The 17,782-nt window shown below is 65.6% G+C and carries 19 protein-coding genes; 8 read left to right on the forward strand and 11 right to left on the reverse strand.

Annotated features, from left to right (window positions below; all coding sequences use genetic code 11):
* Positions 1-249: 249 nt before the first annotated feature.
* Complete coding sequence (locus DES45_RS15160; RefSeq protein ID WP_342633531.1) at positions 250-492, forward strand: hypothetical protein; 243 nt, start codon at positions 250-252, stop codon at positions 490-492.
* A gap of 69 nt (positions 493-561) precedes the next feature.
* Here DES45_RS15160 and DES45_RS25190 read toward each other — a convergent pair whose 3' ends face one another.
* Complete coding sequence (locus tag DES45_RS25190; protein ID WP_170151520.1) at positions 562-723, reverse strand: hypothetical protein; 162 nt, start codon at positions 721-723, stop codon at positions 562-564.
* Positions 724-895: 172 nt separating this feature from the next.
* Here DES45_RS25190 and DES45_RS15165 point away from each other — a divergent pair, with 172 nt between their 5' ends.
* Both DES45_RS15165 and DES45_RS15170 read left to right on the forward strand, forming a co-directional pair.
* Positions 896-1,612 carry an extensin-like domain-containing protein gene (locus tag DES45_RS15165; RefSeq protein WP_245571733.1) on the forward strand — a complete coding sequence of 239 codons (717 nt, stop codon included), beginning with the start codon at positions 896-898 and terminating at the stop codon, positions 1,610-1,612.
* A gap of 64 nt (positions 1,613-1,676) precedes the next feature.
* Positions 1,677-2,657, forward strand: coding sequence for a L,D-transpeptidase family protein (locus DES45_RS15170; protein ID WP_114770843.1), 981 nt, complete (start codon positions 1,677-1,679; stop codon positions 2,655-2,657).
* Positions 2,658-2,680: 23 nt separating this feature from the next.
* On the opposite strand, the gene DES45_RS15175 is transcribed toward DES45_RS15170, so the two are convergent.
* The 5 genes from DES45_RS15175 to DES45_RS15195 all read right to left on the reverse strand — a co-directional run bounded on the left by DES45_RS15175 (position 2,681) and on the right by DES45_RS15195 (position 6,262).
* Positions 2,681-2,956 carry a hypothetical protein gene (locus DES45_RS15175; RefSeq protein WP_114770844.1) on the reverse strand — a complete coding sequence of 92 codons (276 nt, stop codon included), beginning with the start codon at positions 2,954-2,956 and terminating at the stop codon, positions 2,681-2,683.
* 102 nt (positions 2,957-3,058) lie between these two features.
* Positions 3,059-3,877, reverse strand: coding sequence for an alpha/beta fold hydrolase (locus tag DES45_RS15180; RefSeq protein WP_114770845.1), 819 nt, complete (start codon positions 3,875-3,877; stop codon positions 3,059-3,061).
* Positions 3,878-4,176: 299 nt separating this feature from the next.
* On the reverse strand, positions 4,177-4,881 hold the full coding sequence (locus tag DES45_RS15185; RefSeq protein WP_114770933.1) for an EAL domain-containing protein: 705 nt from the start codon (positions 4,879-4,881) through the stop codon (positions 4,177-4,179).
* 169 nt (positions 4,882-5,050) lie between these two features.
* A complete protein-coding gene (locus DES45_RS15190; protein WP_114770846.1) occupies positions 5,051-5,428 on the reverse strand; it encodes a DUF1622 domain-containing protein in 378 nt (125 codons plus the stop codon).
* A gap of 105 nt (positions 5,429-5,533) precedes the next feature.
* Positions 5,534-6,262 (reverse strand): L,D-transpeptidase, encoded by a 729-nt coding sequence (locus DES45_RS15195; RefSeq protein WP_114770847.1) that lies wholly within the window; start codon positions 6,260-6,262, stop codon positions 5,534-5,536.
* A gap of 278 nt (positions 6,263-6,540) precedes the next feature.
* On the opposite strand from DES45_RS15195, the gene DES45_RS15200 reads away from it, so the two are divergent.
* Positions 6,541-7,119: a tyrosine phosphatase family protein gene (locus DES45_RS15200; protein ID WP_114770848.1), complete on the forward strand. Its 579-nt coding sequence runs from the start codon at positions 6,541-6,543 to the stop codon at positions 7,117-7,119.
* Between the two features lie 10 nt (positions 7,120-7,129).
* Here the strand turns inward: DES45_RS15200 and cueR are convergent, their stop codons facing one another.
* Both cueR and DES45_RS15210 read right to left on the reverse strand, forming a co-directional pair.
* Entirely contained in the window at positions 7,130-7,588 is a 459-nt protein-coding gene (cueR, locus tag DES45_RS15205) for a Cu(I)-responsive transcriptional regulator (protein ID WP_114770849.1), read from the reverse strand.
* Positions 7,585-10,116, reverse strand: a complete 2,532-nt coding sequence (locus DES45_RS15210; protein ID WP_114770850.1) for a heavy metal translocating P-type ATPase — start codon at positions 10,114-10,116, stop codon at positions 7,585-7,587. Before DES45_RS15210 ends, cueR begins: the two co-directional genes overlap by 4 nt.
* 463 nt (positions 10,117-10,579) lie before the next feature.
* Here DES45_RS15210 and DES45_RS15215 point away from each other — a divergent pair, with 463 nt between their 5' ends.
* The 3 genes from DES45_RS15215 to DES45_RS15225 all read left to right on the forward strand — a co-directional run bounded on the left by DES45_RS15215 (position 10,580) and on the right by DES45_RS15225 (position 12,990).
* Positions 10,580-11,395 carry an endonuclease/exonuclease/phosphatase family protein gene (locus DES45_RS15215; RefSeq protein WP_114770851.1) on the forward strand — a complete coding sequence of 272 codons (816 nt, stop codon included), beginning with the start codon at positions 10,580-10,582 and terminating at the stop codon, positions 11,393-11,395.
* Between the two features lie 124 nt (positions 11,396-11,519).
* Positions 11,520-12,143: a glutathione transferase GstA gene (gstA, locus tag DES45_RS15220; protein ID WP_173946847.1), complete on the forward strand. Its 624-nt coding sequence runs from the start codon at positions 11,520-11,522 to the stop codon at positions 12,141-12,143.
* A gap of 55 nt (positions 12,144-12,198) precedes the next feature.
* Positions 12,199-12,990: a glycosyltransferase family 2 protein gene (locus tag DES45_RS15225; protein WP_114770853.1), complete on the forward strand. Its 792-nt coding sequence runs from the start codon at positions 12,199-12,201 to the stop codon at positions 12,988-12,990.
* 31 nt (positions 12,991-13,021) lie between these two features.
* Here DES45_RS15225 and DES45_RS15230 read toward each other — a convergent pair whose 3' ends face one another.
* The 3 genes from DES45_RS15230 to DES45_RS15240 form a co-directional block, all read right to left on the reverse strand.
* Positions 13,022-14,422 (reverse strand): diguanylate cyclase, encoded by a 1,401-nt coding sequence (locus DES45_RS15230; RefSeq protein ID WP_114770854.1) that lies wholly within the window; start codon positions 14,420-14,422, stop codon positions 13,022-13,024.
* A gap of 13 nt (positions 14,423-14,435) precedes the next feature.
* Positions 14,436-14,789, reverse strand: coding sequence for a RidA family protein (locus tag DES45_RS15235; RefSeq protein ID WP_114770855.1), 354 nt, complete (start codon positions 14,787-14,789; stop codon positions 14,436-14,438).
* Between the two features lie 122 nt (positions 14,790-14,911).
* Positions 14,912-15,328, reverse strand: a complete 417-nt coding sequence (locus tag DES45_RS15240; protein ID WP_114770856.1) for a MerR family transcriptional regulator — start codon at positions 15,326-15,328, stop codon at positions 14,912-14,914.
* 74 nt (positions 15,329-15,402) lie between these two features.
* Between DES45_RS15240 and DES45_RS15245 the strand changes: the two genes are divergently transcribed.
* Entirely contained in the window at positions 15,403-17,718 is a 2,316-nt protein-coding gene (locus DES45_RS15245) for a heavy metal translocating P-type ATPase (RefSeq protein WP_114770857.1), read from the forward strand.
* Positions 17,719-17,782: the final 64 nt, after the last annotated feature.

Below are 17,782 nucleotides of genomic sequence, written 5' to 3' on the forward strand. Positions count from 1 at the left end.
AAAATCCCGGTGGACATTCGCAACAATATGTAATTGACTGCGTCGACTTGCACTTCGGGCAACCGGTCTGCTCGCGGCGTCGCCGTCAAGGCCGGGTGACCCTGCTCGCCATAAGCAAGGTCCGCACCAGTCCACGACGTGAATATGCCGTGGTCTGATGCGACGAGGCGTGACGGATCCTTTCCGTAACGGTCGTGGTTGTCGATCCGAGTACCGCGCATAAAAGGACCTTCGATGATTTTGCCGTGGATGAAATTGGCCTCCGACACGTCCCTTCTCGCGATGGAATCGCAAGCCGTGATCTGGGCTCGAATGACGCAGATCGCTATGGGCCGGGGTACCCCGGCAGAGACGATGCTGATGGTGACGGAGAAGGTCAGCGCCTTTGCCGAGGCGGCGGCAACGATCGCGACGGGCGGCTCGGCCCATAAGGTCGTGAGGGGCTATCGCCGCCACGTCCGGGCGAACGTGCGACGGCTCAAGCGGAAGTGATGCGCCACGCTTCGACCGGCAGGGATCTCATCGGCACATCGACGTGAGGAGAGCCGAGGAAAGGAATCCTCAGCTGATGCCCTCCTGGCGCTTCTCGCAATCCCGTCTCGGGGCGGCCTGAGGGGGCGTCTGCTGCTGTTGCTGGGCGATCACGGTGGCATCGGGTGCGTCGGCGGCGACACCTGGGCCGGCTGCAACCATCAGGATGGCGAGGGAGAGCGCGCGAAGCATCGTCTGTCCTTCCAAGATGAATTCGCTCGATGCTAACGTCGTGCGGCCGGAATGGCCAGTGCGCCAATCCGCAATCCCAACCCCGAACGGGTGGGGCGTCGGGAACGGTGACGCTTCAGCCGGAGTTGATCCGGCATGGAGCCCTCCACAATCCCGAGAGGGCGGAGTCGATATGCCCATGCGCCGGAACCCGGCCCCCTTTGTCGTCGGAGGGCTGCTCAGCCTTGCACTCGCGGCTGCACAGGCCGCGGAGGACGTCGTTCCCCCGCTCCCGCCGCCGCGACCGGACAGGGCGGCGCCGTCTGCGGCCGAGCCCTCGAAGGACAAGCCCGCCGGGAGCGAGGCCCAGGCGAAGCCGGAGGAGACTTGTCCGGAGCGCCTGACCCGGCTGGGCGTCCGCTTCGAGACCCGTCCTCCGATCCAGGACAATGCCTGCGCTGTCCAGGACACGGTTCTCGTGTCCTCCCTGCCGGACGGATTCGAGGTTTCGCCCGCATCCCTCATGACATGCCCGCTGGCGGAAGGCCTCGTCCGATGGGCGCGCGAGGTGGTGGCGGTCGAGGCGGAACGTCACCTCCAGACCAAGCCGAAGAAACTTCTCATCGGAACCTCATACCAGTGCCGTGACCAGCGCTCCGGCGGAAAGCTGAGCGAACATGCCTTCGGTAACGCGGTCGACGTCATGGGGCTCGAGTTCGACAAGAAGGGGCCGTTGACGATCGGAACCCATGCGGAGGGCTCACCCGAGGCTGCCTTCCAGGATGCGGTCCGCAAGGGCGCCTGTCCGGTGTTCAACACCGTGCTGGGCCCAGGCTCGGATTCAGACCACGGCGATCATCTCCATCTCGACATGCGCGCCCGCAAGAACGATTACCGCATCTGCCAGTGACGCCTGCGGAACAGAGTGGCGCCTTCGGTCCTTGTCAGTTCGGTCGATCTGACAGGAGTACAGGATGAAGGCGGCAGTGGCGTTTCTCGGCATAGGTGTATTGCTCGGGTTGGCAGGGCCCGTCCATGCGCAGTCCCTCACACCCGAGGCGGTGAATGGAGCTGATCTGAAGGCGAAGGAGGAGAAAGGCGTCAGGCCGGCCATTCTGAAGGCGCAGGTTCTGCTCGATCGCGCCCGCTTCTCACCTGGAGCTATCGACGGGCACGACGGCGAGAACGTTCAGAACGCGATCAAGGCCTTCGAGAAGGCTCGCGACCTGAAGGTCGATGGAAAGCTGGACGAGGAGCTTTGGGCGAAGCTCAACGAGACTTCGTCCGATCCCGTGCTCATCGAATACAAGATCACTGAGGATGACGTAAAGGGGCCGTTCACGGAGAAGATCCCGCACAAGCTGGAGGAACAGGCGAAGCTGGATCGCCTCGGCTATACCAGCGCCGAGGAGCTTCTCGCGGAAAAATTCCACATGGACGAAGACCTCCTGAAGGCGCTCAATCCCGACAAGAGCTTCGACAAGGCCGGCACGTCGATTGTGGTCGCCAATGTGGACGTGGAAACGAGCGGGGAGCCTGAGAAGGTGGCCAAGATTGAGGTCGTGAAGAGCGAGCATGTCCTGCGGGCTCTGGCTCAGGACGGGTCTCTGATCGCGGTCTATCCGGCCTCCATCGGCAGCGAGGAGAAGCCTGCTCCCAGCGGCACCTACAAGGTCAAGGGAATCGCCAAAAATCCGACCTACACCTACAATCCCGAATACAAGTTCAAAGGTGTCGACGCGAAGGAGAAGTTCGTGGTGAAGCCCGGCCCGAACAACCCTGTCGGTTCGGTCTGGATCGACTTGTCGATCGAATCCTTCGGCATCCACGGCACGCCGGAGCCCACGAAGGTCGGCAAAACCTATTCCCAGGGCTGCGTCAGGCTGACGAACTGGGACGTCGAGGAACTCGCAAAGATGGTCAAGAAGGGCGCGGAGGTGACGTTCCTGGATTAGGCGCCGCATCCGCGCAGCGGAGATCAGCCGTCGTTCGAGGAGTTGAGCTCGTTCGGCTTCAGGCCTTCATCGACTTCGGTGTCGTGCATCCTGACGAGCCATTCCAGCTGCTCCTGCACGAAGTTGGGATCGCTATGGAAGCGCATCGCGCAGGCAACCAGGAAGATCGCAATTTCGGGCAGATCCTCGTCGCCGAGATCCGGCAGCACCAGCTCCAGCTCGGTCATGTTGCTTGCGGTGACGATGGCGGCCTCCGTCGGCGGAATGACCATCGCCGGGGCCTTCTGGTCTTCGGACATGTTCGGGTACCCTCACTCGTGACTCGGACAGATCGATCGCAAAGATAACGCGGACGCAGCGAAAATCGACGCTGCGTCCTCAATCTGCGGGCAGGTGACGGTTCAGCGGCCCGCGAGAAAGGCCGAGATCGCCCGAGCGACGTCGCGTGAACGCTCCACCGGCAGCATGTGCGTCTCATCCGCGAGCAGTTCGAGCCGGGCCGCAGGGATCAGTCCGGCGGCTTCCTCGAGAGCCTCCCTGTCGAAGAACACATCGCGTGCTCCCCCGACGATCAGGGTTCGGGCGCCGATGCGCCGGAGCCATGCCGGATCGGCCCCGAAATCTTCAGCCGCGACGGCGCTCAAGCCACGAACGATGACCATAGGGTCGTTCATCTTCTCGGCCATCCGGTTGCGCTCCATCCAGAGGCGCAGGCGCAGCAGCCAGTTGAACCAGGGGCGTCGGAAGATCATGCCGAACTCGGCGAGCAGGCCGGCGAAGTCGCCTGTCCGGGCACATTCGATCTGCCGCACGATGCTACGGCGGCCCTCCGGAGAGAAGCGGTGGGCGCTCACCAGCAGGATCAGCTCGCGCACGACATCAGGACGCTCGGCCGCGAGACGCGCGGCGACGAAGCCTCCGTAGGAAATGCCCACGACCGCAGCCGGGCCTATCTCGGTCCGGAGAATCTCGGCGCAATCCTGCACGATGGCATCGATGCTGTAATCGGCAGGCGGCGCAGGGTCGTATCCGACGACGTAAACCGGCCTTTCCGCCGGCATGAGGCGTGCGATTCGCTTGACGTCGCGGCGGGTCCGATCGGGGCTGGGGCGCCTCACGAAGGCCTGGCCGCCGTTGAGCACGACGATCGGGTTCGCGCCCGATCCGGCTTTGGCATAGGGAATTCTGTTCAGGAAGAGACCTGTTTCAAACGTCGTCATGATGGATCATCGCAAAAAGGCGGATGCGCCGGAGCCGGAAGATCGTGGCTCCTGTGGCGCATCGACGGGATTGGGGAGCCTGCTCTCCTGTCGACATGCGCTGGTCTGGCATCGACGCGGGAAAACGCCAGCCGCGTCGAGCGGCAGCGGTGCGGACGGGAGCAGGGATGAGGAGCCGACGGACGCGGAAGGGCGGCGGCGGCTGGGCCGGGCAAAGCTTCCTAGAAGGAGCGCCGGGTTAGGTCAACACCGAAGGCCAATCGAAGGCAGGCTTTCGTGCGAATCCCGTTCCTCGTCGCTCATTGGAGAGGGGTGGCTCCCAGAGAAACGGCAGGAAGATGCTCGATGGCGGGGAGGGCAAAGAGATAGCCCTGGAACAGACGGATTCCTGCACCCCGGAGTGTCGCGAGTTCCGCTTCGGTCTCGATGCCTTCCGCGATGACGGTGATGTCGAGGGTCTGCGCCATGTGCATGATGCCTGCAACGATCGCCTGCCGCGCGGCCGAGTCGGCGATGCCGCGGATGATCTCCATGTCGATCTTGATGATGTCGGGCTGGAAGCTCGCGAGAAGGTTGAGGCCGGCATGGCCGGCGCCGAAATCGTCGATGGCGGTGACGAAGCCGAGACGCTTGTACTCCGCGATGATCCGCCCGACATGGCCGGTATCCACCATCCGCTCGTTTTCGGTGAACTCGAACATGATGCGGCGCGGATTGAAGCCGACGCGCCGTGCGGTTTCGAGGGAGGTCCTGATGCAGGCCGATGGCTCATAGACTGCGTTCGGCATGAAGTTGATCGAGAGCCGGGTGTCCTCGTCCGGGCGGAAGAGCTGCCCCGCGAGCGTGATGGCCTTCACCCGGCAGTTCTGGTCGAACTTGTACCGGTTGGATTCGTCGACCTGGTCGAGGATGGCGAAAGCCGATTGTCCCTGCGTTCCGCGGACGAGGGCCTCGTAGCCCCAGACCGACATCCGCTCCACGTCGACGATCGGGTGAAACGCCATCGTGAACTCGAAGGGCAGCGGCTCGCTGCTTCGGCAGCCCTGACATTTGACGATAGCGTTCACGGTCGATCTCCGAGGACTGCGGTGACCATAGTGTATGGTTGCAAGCCGTCCCGCCAAGTCCCGTCTGGGACTATCGATGAGGTTTAGGTAAACGAGCCGGTGCCGCTCACATGGACGCCTCCTGTCGGGCCTCCTTCTTGTGCCTGTCCCACGGCCAGCGCCCCTCGATCTCGACCTCGAGAGAGAAGCTCAGGAAAGTCCGGATCAGGACGATGCCGGCGAGAACCACGATGCTCTGCAGCGACGGCTCGATCGCGACCGTGTTGATGATGTCCGCCGCCACGAGAAGCTCGAGGCCGAGCAGGATCGCGCGGCCGATATTCGACCGGTAGACGGAAAAGGCATCCCCCGGCGCCCGCCCGCTCGCGATCTGCCACAGGACGGCGATGGTCGAGCCGACGATGCCGAGGACGATGACGGCGATGCCGCCCACCTCGATGATGCGGATCGTCGCCGTCAGTGCCGGTAGATGCCAGTCGCTCATGAGCCCCCCTGTCGTCCGACATGTTAATTAGATCGCCGGCGGGCTCAGAAAAGCATCTTCGCACGGCGGCCTGGCCGGACGCCGCGCGAAGGCCGAGGAAGATCGTCAATAGGAAGAGACGCGGAACTCCTCCTGCATCGGGCTGCGCCCGTTCAGGACGACCACCGGCGAGCCGACGGGCACACGGTTGTAGAGGTCGATGATGTCATGGTTGAACATCCGGATGCAGCCCGAGGAGACGGCCTGGCCGATCGACCAGGGTTCGGAGGTGCCGTGGATGCGGTAGAGCGTGTCGCGGCCGTTGTCGTACAGATAGAGTGCCCGGGCGCCGAGCGGGTTCTCGAGGCCGCCGGCCATGCCGCCGGCCCAGCGCGCGTTCCGCTCGGGCTCGCGGCGGATCATGTCGGGCGTCGGGGTCCAACGGGGCCAGTTGGCCTTGCGGCCGACCCGGGCCCGGCCGCTCCAGGCCATGCCCTCGTTCCCGACGCCGATCCCGTAGCGGATGGCTCGACCGTTCTCGCGTACCAGGTAGAGGTAGCGCGCATCGGTGTCGACGACGATCGTGCCGGGCTCCTCGCGGCCGGTATAGGCCACCTCCCGCCGCAGATATCGCGTGTCGACCCCTTCCAGATCGAGCGCCGGAAGCGGGTGGGACTCGTCAGGCCTTGCCCCGTACATCGCCGCATACATGGGATCGAGGGTCGGGGCGGCGCTCTGCTGCGGAGCCTGGGAGGTGGAGACGCAGCCGGCCACCGCCATTGCGGCGACCACCGCACCCAGTCGGATCGCTTTGCGCAGGAGGGAGAAGCTCGGGGCCAGGGCAGTCAGGGACATCAGGAGGAACTCGCAGTTTCTGTTTTGGCTTGAATCTTCGGACGAAGATTGGGTGGGACGACTAAGGCCGGTCTGAAAGCTAGGCCGTGGCCGTATGTTGGATCGTCAATGGCCGAAATGTGGCAAGGTTCCGCCTGTGGCTTCCCGGTCACAGGCTTGTGACGCTTCACTTTCGTCGTCCGCTTGCGCTCTCGCTGTCAGAAAATTGCTTTACAAGCAGGCTAACGCTACCGAGCAGAGAATGCTGCTCATCTCTTTGTGAACGGACCGATTTTCCAATGAAGCCCTTGTCCATCTCGATGCTGACGATCTGCGGGATTTCCGAGCTGCCCGACGAGGGCCCGCGGTCGGCGACGCATGTGCTGTCGATCCTCGATCCCGATCACCCCGATCCGGAGGCGTTCGAGGCCTACGAGGCCGCGCACCGGACCGTGCTGCGCTTCCACGACATCATCGAGGCGCGTCCCGGCATGATCCTGCCGGAGCCCGATCACGTGCAGGCTGTGCTGGCATTCGGTGAAAAGCTGGCGGAGAGCCAGCAGGGCAGGGCCGAAGGCCACCTGCTCGTCCATTGCCACATGGGCATTTCCCGCTCTACGGCCGCCATGGTGACCCTGCTGGCTCAAACCCATCCGGAGGAGACTGAGGACCGACTGATGGAGCGCCTGGCGGAGATTCGCCCCCAGGCCTGGCCCAACTCCCGGATGATCCAGTTCGCGGACGAACTCCTGTCCCGCAACGGGCGCCTGACAGAGGCCCTGCGGCGCCACTACGGCCGCCAGATCGGCCGCGACCCGCGGTTCACGCAATGGATGCGCGACATCGGCCGCGGGCGCGAGGTCGATATGGCCGCCTGAGGCCCAGGCCTCAGGTTCTAGCTGCGGGCTTGGCGAGGGGGCCGAACCTCGACGCCGTTCGGCCGGGCGTGTCGATTTCCTCCGGGTTCGCGAGGGTCTCGATGATCGGACAGTCAGGCCGCCCGTCGCCGTGGCAGTGCCTTGCGAGATGCTTCAGGGTGCCGGCCATCTCCTGAAGCTCGGCGATCTTGCGCTCCAGTGTCTCGACATGCTCCAGCGCCACGCGCTTCACGTCCTTGCTCGCCCGGGCGCGATCCCGCCATAGGGAGACCAGATCGGCGATCTGCTCCACGGAGAAGCCGAGGTCTCGCGCACGGCGGATGAAGCGCAGGGTATGCACATCCTTGTCCGAATAGACTCGGTAGCCGGCTTCCGTTCGAACGGTCTTCGGGATCAGTCCGATCGACTCGTAGTAGCGGATCATCTTTGCCGAGACGCCGGACGCCTCGGCTGCCTGTCCGATGTTCATGCCAGCCCCTCCGCAGGTCGTGTGGTTTCTGCCGCCGCTGCCGATGCCTTGATCGGCGCCTCGACGCGCCGCAGCCGAAGCGCGTTCCCGACGACGAATACACTGGACAGAGCCATGGCGCTCGCCGCGAGGATCGGCGACAGAAGCGTTCCGTTGATCGGGTAAAGGATGCCGGCAGCGACCGGAATCAGCAACACGTTGTAGGCAAAGGCCCAGAACAGGTTCTGCCGGATGTTGCGGATCGTGGCCTTCGACAGCGCGATGGCGTTCACGACGCCCCGCACGTCTCCGGACATCAGCACCATGTCGGCGCTCTCGATGGCGATGTCGGTTCCCGTTCCGATGGCGATGCCGATGTCGGCCTCAGCTAGCGCGGGAGCGTCGTTGATCCCGTCGCCCACGAACGCGACCTTGCCACCGCCTTGCCGCAGGCGCTTCACCGCGTCGACCTTGCCGTCGGGCAGGATCTCGGCCTCGACTTCGTCGATGTCGATCTGGCGCGCGATGGCCATGGCCGTACGCCGGTTGTCGCCGGTGATCATCGCGACCCGCAAGCCCAGGGCGTGCAGGGCGGCGATCGCCTCCGGAGTCGAGGGCTTGATCGGGTCGGCGACCGCGATGATGGCCGCGAGGCGGCCGTCCACCGCCGCATAGAGCGGGCTCTTGCCCTCGCTGCCGAGGCGGTTCGCCGTGTCGGCGAATTCGGTAACGGCATGACCGAGCTGTGTCATGAAGCGGTCCGCGCCCACATCGACCTTGCGTCCGTCGATCATGGCCGAGACTCCGAAGCCTGGGAGCGCCTCGAAGCCTTCGGGCCTTGCAAGGGACAGGCCGCGGCGCTTCGCGCCCTCGACGATGGCCTGGGCGATCGGGTGCTCGGAATTCCCTTCCACCGATGCGACGAGGCGCAGGATGTCGTCCTCGGCGAAGCCGGGAGCCGTCACGAAGTCCGTCAGGTCCGGGCGGCCCTTGGTGAGGGTGCCGGTCTTGTCGAGGGCGACGACGCCGACCTCCTTCAGGCTCTGCAGCGCGTCTCCCTGGCGGAAGAGCACGCCGAGTTCCGCCGCCCGGCCGGTGCCGACCATGATCGAGGTCGGGGTCGCAAGACCCATCGCGCAGGGGCAGGCGATGATCAGCACGGCGACCGCGTTGACCAGCGCGAGGCTCAAGGCGGGTTCGGGCCCGAAAACGAGCCAGACCAGGAAGGTGAGGGCGGCCGCCGCCATGACGGCGGGCACGAACCAGCCCGTCACTCTGTCGACGAGGGCCTGGATCGGAAGCTTCGACCCCTGCGCCTGCTCGACCATGCGGATGATCTGGGCCAGAACGGTGTCGGCGCCGATCCGGGTCGCCCGGAACGTGAAGCTGCCGGTCTTGTTGATCGTCCCGCCCACCACTTCGGCACCCTCGGCCTTCTGGATGGGAACGGGCTCGCCCGTGATCATGGACTCGTCCACGAAGGACGAGCCCTCCATGACGGTTCCGTCGACCGGCACCCGTTCGCCGGGACGGACCTGGACGACGTCGCCCGCCAGAACCTGGTCGAGAGGGATCTCGACCGCCTGTCCGTCGCGGAGCACCCGCGCGGTCTTGGGCTGGAGGCCCAGCAGGCGCTTGATGGCCTCGGAGGTCCTGCCCTTGGCCTTGGCCTCGAGGAACCGTCCCAGGAGGATCAGCGTCACGATCACCGCGGCGGCCTCATAATAGACATTGGCTGTTCCCTGCGGCAGAAGCCCGGGGAAGAAGGTTGCCACGACAGAGTAGCCGTAAGCCGCGCTCGTCCCTAGGACGACGAGGGAGTCCATGTCCGGTGCGAGGCGCAGGAGGGCGGGGATGCCTTTCCGGAAGAAGCGCAGACCGGGGCCGAAAAGCACCAAGGTGGTCAGGGCGAATTGAAGGTACCAGCTCTCCCGGTGCCCGATGGTGTTCATGACCCAGTCATGGACCCCTGGGATGAAATGCGATCCCATCTCAAGCGCAAAGATCGGAAGAGTCAGGAGCCCGGCCAGGAGAAGCGATCTGCGCAGGCCCGCAAGCTCGGCCTCCCGGGCGGCCTGCTGGCGATCCGCCTGGTCCCCGCCGGTGCGGATTTCCCTGGCTTCATAGCCGGTCTGCTCGACCGCCGCGATCAGGCGGCCGATCATGTCGGGGCCACCGACGAAGTGGACGGAGGCGCGCTCCGTCGCGAGATTGACCGAGGCATCCAGCACGCCCGGAACGCGCTTGAGCGCCTTTTCGACGCGTCCGACGCAGGAGGCGCACGTCATGCCTTCCACGGCCAGCTCGACCTGGGAGCCCACAGGATCGTAGCCTACCGTCCGCACCGCTTCCGTGAGCGCCCTCGGATCGACGGAGGCAGATCCCAAGGCCACGGTCGCGCGTCCGGTCGCCAGATTGACGTTCGCGGACGAGACGCCTTCGACTGAGCGGAGCGCCTTCTCGACCCGGACGACGCAGGAGGCGCAGGTCATGCCCTCGATGGGGATCTCGAGAGTGCTGCCCGACGACAAAAGCTTGGCTTCAGCCATGACGAATCTCCTGGCACGACATCATTGGCTAATGCTGTGACCCTTCCCATGATGGGAAGGTCAAGGGGGCGATTCAAGGTTCAGGGACGAGGTGCGGCAATGCAGATCGCTTCCGGCACAGGATCATGCCCAAGCGGAGCCGCCTATCGGGTCGAGGACCAAGGCAACTGTTTTCTCAATCTAAAGTTGGGCAGCGGTTGTGTCGATGCGGCCGGTGGATTTGTTTGGTTGCAAGGAGAAAAGAGCGCTTGGACGCCCACGAGCCTTCAGTGCGATCGCAATGCCGTCACTTTCCCGACTCAAGGGAAGTGCGACTCCGGCACTGAGCCATGCAGGCTGGAACCTTGGCCGGTTCTGGTCCATTGATCACACATCGTCCCGTCGGCGGCCGGCGCGGGCATTTCGCTTGTGCCGGCGGGTGCCGCCGCATACCAGTCAACTTGATCAACGTCGGTACGGATCTTTGAAGCATAGCGAGAAACAGGGGCGGGTCGTCCGAATCCTGACCTACAATGTTCACCGGTGGCTCGGGACCGACCGGAAGATCGCTCCCGCGCGGATCGCGGAGGTGATCGCGTCCTGCGATCCCGACATCGTCGCCCTGCAGGAGGTTCGCGTCGGAAGGGTTCACACGGGAGCCTCCGATCAGGCGGCCAGTGTGGCAAGGCATCTCGGGATGGATCTGCATTTCCAGCCGACGATCAGGATCCTCGGCGAGCAGTATGGGATCGCGGTCCTGTCGCGCCACCCATCGAAGCTCGTGAAGTCGGGGCGCCTGCCCACTCTCTCGGCCAAACCTGCCTTCGAAAAGCGCTGCGCCCTCTGGGTCAGCGCGGACGTGGAGGGGCAGGAGGTGCAGGTGGTGAACGCGCACCTGTCGCTGCGGTCGGGGGAGCGCAGGACTCAGGCGGCGGCCCTGCTCGGTTCGGACTGGCTCGGCCACCCGGACTGCGCCGATCCGGCCATTCTGCTCGGCGATTTCAATGCGCCGCCCTATTCCCGCTCGTATCGGCTCCTAGCGGACCATCTGCGGGATGCACAGTTGTCGAATCCACTCGGCGAGCCCCAGCCGACCTTCCATACCCGCGCCCCGGTCCTGCGGCTCGATCATGTGTTCGTCACGAAATCCGTCGAGGTCGTGACGGCCGCACCGGTCCGGACGCCCTTGACCCGTGTCGCCTCCGATCATTTCCCGCTCCTGGCTGAGGTGCGCGTGCGAAGCCATGTGGGCCGCGACGGGGGTGCGAAGTCCTCGAAGGTCGAAAAGCAGCTCCTCTGAGCCTTTGCAGGATTGCAATTTCATAGCCCGATCATCTGCAATCAAGCGTTGCTGTTTTATTGGGATCATATTACATTGCTTTTCCTCCATGACATCTGGGGCAGGTCGCAGGGGAAGGCGGTCCGTGAAACTTTACTACACACCCGGCTCGTCCTCGCTTGCCTCGCGGATCGTCGCCTGCGAGGCTGGTCTGACCCTCGAATACGACAAGGTCGACCTGAAGAACCGCACGACCGCGTCGGGGCGCAACTACATCAAGATCAATCCGAAGGGATACGTGCCGGCGCTGGCCCTCGATGACGGCCAGGTGCTGACGGAGGTCCTAGTCGTGGTCCAGTTCCTCGCCGACCAGGCACCCCAGGCCGGCCTCATCCCGCAGGCAGGCACCCTGGATCGCTATAGAGTGCAGGAATGGCTCGGCTTCATCGGCATGGAGCTCCACAAGGGCTTTGCGCCGCTCTGGAACCCGTTGAGTTCCGATGACGCTCGGCGGATGGCGGTCGACCACCTGAAGAGGCGGTTCGGATTCGTGGACCGGCACCTCGAGCAGCGCGCCTACCTTGTGGGCGAACGCTTCACGGTCGCGGACGCCTACGGCTTCGCCATCCTGAACTGGACGTCGTTCCATAAGATCGACATGGCGGATCACCCCCATCTCGCGGGCTACATGAAGCGCATCGCCGAGCGCCCCAAGGTGAGGCAGGCCCTCCAGGCCGAAGGGCTGGTTCGCGCCTTGGCGGACCGCTGACCCTTGTCAGCGCCGCCATTGACGGCTAGGCAGCCCGCAATACGGCTTTTGTGTCATGCTTCCAGTTTCCGTCTTCATCATCGCCAAGAACGAGGCCGATCGCATCGGCGAGACGATCCGTGCGGTCCGCGACCTGACCGACGACCTGATCGTGGTCGATTCCGGCTCCACGGACGGCACCCAGGCCGTCGCCGAGGAGCTGGGGGCGCGCGTCATCTTCAATCCGTGGCCCGGCTATGGGCCCCAGAAGCGCTTTGCCGAGGAGCAGTGCCGGTATCCCTGGCTGCTGAACCTCGACGCCGACGAGGTGGTGCCGCCGAAGCTGCTCGCCGAGATCCGGGCACTCTTCGCCAAAGGGGAGCCCCCCTGCCAGGCCTACCGGATCGGCATCGCGGAGATCTTCCCGGGCGAGGCCGCGCCCCATCCCCTGGCCTACACGCTGACCCCGGTGCGGCTCTATCGCCTCGATCACGGCCGCTATTCGCCCTCCCTCGTCCATGACCGGGTCGATCTGGAACCCGGCACGAAGGTCGGGAAGCTGAAAGGCGTCATCCACCACTGGTCGGTGCGGTCGCTCGGCGACCAGCTCGCCAAGCTCAACCGCTACTCGGACCAGCAGGCGGTGGATCTCGAGATCAGGGGCGTGTCCATCCCGACCTGGCGGGTCTTCTTCGAGCTGCCCGCCGCCTTCATCAAGGCCTATATCGGCCGCCGCCATGCCCTACGGGGCACCTACGGCTTCCTCACGGCCATGAACTACGCCATATCGCGGCACCTGCGCCTCGCGAAGCACTACGAGAAGAGGCGCCTCAAGGTTCTCGGCAAGTCTCCATCCCAGACGGGCTGAGCCGCACGGCCCGGCCCGGCGTGCAGGGGGACTATCCGGCTTTGTCCAGGACGGGAGCCTCCGCACTCGCAGAGCGGTTCCGGCCGAGCTTCTTGGCGCGATAGAGCGCCTGATCCGCGGCTTGGATGAGCCGGTTGAAGTCGGGATGGCCGTCGAAGGTTGCGATTCCGATCGACGCCGTGACCGGCAGGGGGCTGTTGTCGGGAGCCAGGAAGGTGCGCCCTTCGACTGCCTTCCGGATCCTTTCCGCGGCCCGATAGGCGGCCTTGCCGTCGGTTTCGACCAGGGCGACGAGGAATTCCTCTCCGCCGTAACGGAAGACGAAATCACTCAGCCGGCAGGCGTCCAGGATCACCTCGGCCACCTGGCTGAGGACGGCATCGCCGGCAGGGTGGCCCCAGCTGTCGTTGATCTGCTTGAAGTGATCGACGTCGATCATGAGAAGCGAGAACGGCTTGTCGCTCTCGTTGGCGATGGCGATTTCGCGTCCGAGGATCGAGGGCAGGAAGCGCCGGTTCAGGGTCTTCGTCAGCGGGTCGCGGCCATTTTCCATGGCGGCCGCCGCCTGGAACATGTCCGACAGGAGGAACTTCATCTCGGAGATGATCGCCTGAAAGCGCTCCAGAAGCGTCGTCAGGCGCGCCGGGTCGGCGGCGCGAGCCTCCCGGAGTTGCGGCAGCAATTCCCCGTCGATCAGCCGCATCGAGCCCTCGATGCGAGCGAGGCCGGCCGATCCCTGAAAGAGAACGCTGGCCCTGTGGTGGAGCCAGAGGCCGAAATCGGACGCGGAGATCGGCGACAGCAGGACCTCGCGTTCGGCGGCGCAGATGGCGAAGAGCACGCTCTGGCTCCATTCCAGAAGCGCCGCGCGCTGGGTCTCCTTGTCCAGGCTGATGTCCTGGCCGAGGGAGAAGAGGCGATAGGCCTCGTCGGTCTCGACCCGGCTCGCCGTCCCGTTGACGAAGGCCTGGCTCATGATCTCGATCGCCAGATCCATCAGGCTGTTCGTGTAGACCACGGCGGCCCAGAGATCCGCGCGCGGGAGTGTCGTGTCCTTCAGGCGCCGGAAGATGCCGACCTTGAGGATGTTGGCCGCCTGCATGACGAGGTGGATCGGGATGCGCATGCGCGCGTGCACGTCCCCGATCATCTTCTGGCGCTCGATGAAGGCTTCGATGTCGGGCGTGCCGTTCCCGTAAAGGTCGTTCAGCCACCGCTTGAGCGACAGGCTGAGCCGCTCGTTCACGAGGTCGTGCGACAGGAAGCGGGAAGCCTCCTGGTCCACGATGAGGGTCGCATAGAACACCGCGACGAGATCGTCCTTATGCCCCTCGACGATGCCGGCGACGGCCGCGCGAACACCATCGCCGGTCGTGCTGATGATCTGCGCTGCCCGCGTCGGGGCGTCCAAGACCTTGATCGTCATATCCATGGGATTCTTCTTGTCAGAGAGCCGCAATCACGCGGATCTCGAGAGCGTAGTCCGGATCGGCGAGCCTGGATTCCACGCAGATGCGGGCCGGGGCGTGGCCCGGGACGACCCAGGCATCCCAGACTGCGTTCATGGCGTCGTAGGAGCCGATGTCGGAGAGCCAGATCATGGCCTGGAGCAGCCGGGACTTGTCGCTCCCGATCTCCTCCAGCGACTGCTCGATCTGCGTCAGGATATCCTGCGTCTGCTCGGCCACGGACCCGCCCGCGCTCGCCTCGGGAACGTAACCGGAAAAGTAGGCTCTATCGCCCAGGATCACGAGATCGCTGTATCGCGCGGCCACGCCGATGCGCCTGATCTCCGTCACGACAGCTCCTCCGATTGTGGTGGGGCTGCTCCTATCACAGCTCGTCCGCGATTGTAACGTGGCCGTTCAGGATCGAACGGCCGTCGTCCCTGAGGCGCCGGTGTCCTCCCGGTCCGCGCCGGTCAGTGCTCGGCGTGCCGGCACTGCCCGTGGTCGGCCAGAACCTCGATGATCCGGCATTCGGAAATCCGGCGGTGATCGCAGCCGACCATGGCTTCGAGCTCGTCGCGCAGGGCGGTCAGGCGGGCGATCTTGCTCTTCACCTCGTCCAGATGGGCTATGGTGATGTCATGCACTTCGCCGCATGCGCGGTCCGGCGCGCTCGCAAGGTCCAGGAGCTGCCGGATGGCGTCGACCTCGAACCCGAGTTCGCGGGCATGGCGGATGAAGTTGAGCCGGCGGACGTCTTCGGGCCCGTAGCGTCTCTGCTGGCCCTCCGTCCGGACCGGCTCCGACAACAGGCCGATCTGCTCGTAGTACCGGATCGTCGGCACCTTCACCTGTGCCTGTCGCGACAACTCGCCGATCGTCAGGGCCATCGAAGAAACCTCTTGAACCTCTAGTCACTGGAGGATGTAGGGTCTGCACGAATCGATGTGAAGAGGTTTTTGCGATGTGTGAGGCGTGCAACCTGCCCGGCACTTCTGAGGAGACTGCCGAGGCCGGCGCTCTGAACGGGCAACACACCCGCTTTCGGGTTTCCGGCATGGATTGCGCCTCCTGCGCGACCAAGATCGACAATGCCCTGCGGCGCGTGCCAGGCGTGGCCGAGGTGGGCGTTTCGGTTGCGGCCGGGACGATCACCGTCGCCCACGACGGCACGGTCGCACCTGCCATGCTAGCCAAGAGGATCGCGACGCTCGGATACAAGGTGACGGGACAAGGGCCGGCAGACGCAGGAGCGTCCGAGAAGGCCGATCACGACCACGACGATGGGCACGGCCCCGGCTGCGATCACGACCATGACCACGTAGGGCACGCCCACGACCATGAGCACAACCACGGTCACGATGCCGTGGCCTCCGCCGGCCTGCACGGGCACCTGCACGATCATGGACCGGGCGACGGCCCCTGGTGGAAGAGCCCGCGCGGCCTCCTGACCATCGCCTGCGGCCTTGCGCTCGTGGCAGCCTACATCGTTGGCCAGCTCCTGCCGCAGACCGGGCACTGGGCCTTCGTCCTCGCCATGGCGGTCGGCCTCGTGCCCATCGCCCGGCGCGCACTCGTCGCGGCCCGTTTCGGCACGCCCTTCTCCATCGAGATGCTGATGACCATCGCGGCCGTCGGCGCGGTGATCATCGGCGCCACCGAGGAGGCCGCAATGGTGGTCTTCCTGTTCCTGGTGGGCGAACTGCTCGAGGGCGTCGCCGCCGGCCGCGCCCGTGCGAGCATCCAGGGATTGACCAAGCTCGTGCCCAAGACCGCGCAGCTGGAGCGCGACGGCAGGGTCGAGGAGGTTCAGGCCGAAACCCTCGCGGTCGGATCCATCATCCTGGTCCGCCCCGGCGACCGCGTGCCTGCCGACGGCGAGATCGTCTCCGGCGAGAGCGCCGTCGACGAGGCACCGGTCACCGGCGAAAGCACGCCGAAGCGCAAAGGCGTGGACGATCCCATCTTCGCCGGCACCATCAACGGCGAGGGGGCGTTGCGCGTGCGCGTCACGGCAGCCGCGCAGGACAACACCATCGCGCGCATCGTGCGCCTCGTGGAGGAGGCGCAGGAGAGCAAGGCCCCGACCGAGCGCTTCATCGATCGCTTCTCCCGCTATTACACGCCTGCCGTCCTCGTCGTCGGCGCACTCGTCGCCGTCGTGCCGCCGCTGCTGGGCGCAGCCTGGAGCGAGTGGATCTACAAAGGCCTGGCCATCCTGCTGATCGGCTGCCCCTGCGCCCTCGTGATTTCGACGCCGGCGGCGATCGCCGCCGGCCTGGCGGCGGGCGCGCGCCGCGGCCTTCTCATGAAGGGCGGCGCCGTGCTGGAGACGCTGGGCACGATCACCATGGCGGCCCTCGATAAGACGGGCACCCTGACCGAAGGCAGGCCGAAGGTGACGGACATCGTCCCGGTCGCCCGCACGGAGCGCGAGGTTCTGTCCCTGGCGGCCGCTCTTGAGACGGGATCGAGCCATCCGCTCGCCACGGCGATCCTGGCGAGAGCGGCGGAAGCCGGCGTTCCGGTTCCTCCAGCCGCGAATGCCGGCGCCGTCGGCGGCAAGGGCGTCACCGGCAGCGTCGGCGGGGTGCCGCTCTTCCTCGGCTCGCCTAAGGCCGCGGCTGAGCAGGTGGCGCTCACGTCGGAACAGACGGCGCTAATCACCGGGCTGAACGACGAGGGCAAGTCCGTCTCGGTGCTGCTCGCGGGAGATCGGGTCGCCGGGGTCATTGCCATGCGGGACGAGCCGCGCCCCGACGCCAGGGAGGGGCTCGAGGCCCTGAAGAAGGCCGGCATCGACACGCTCATGGTCACCGGCGACAACCTGCGCACGGCCACCGCCATTGCGGCGGGGCTCGGCATCGAGCCCCGGGCCGATCTCCTGCCGCAGGACAAGCAGGCCATCGTCCGCGAGCTCCAGGCCAACGGTCACGTTGTGGCCAAGATTGGCGACGGAATCAACGACGCCCCGGGACTGGCGGCGGCGGATGTCGGCATCGCCATGGGCGGCGGCACGGACGTGGCCCTGGAGACCGCCGACGCGGCGGTCCTGCACGGACGCGTGCTCGACATCGCCCGCATGGTGCGCCTGTCGCGGGACACCATGGCCAACATCCGTCAGAACATCGCCATCGCGCTTGGCCTCAAGGCGGTGTTCCTGGTCACGACCATCCTGGGCATCACCGGCCTCTGGCCGGCCATCCTCGCCGATACCGGAGCGACCGTCCTGGTGACGGCCAACGCCATGCGCCTGCTCGGCGCGGGCGGCCGGGTGTGATGCCTCCGTCGTGCAACGACCGGCGGCTTGGGCCCTCAGGCCGCCCGATCGAGGATAGGCCTGA

Source organism: Microvirga subterranea (assembly GCF_003350535.1).
Classification (GTDB): Bacteria; Pseudomonadota; Alphaproteobacteria; order Rhizobiales; family Beijerinckiaceae; genus Microvirga; species Microvirga subterranea.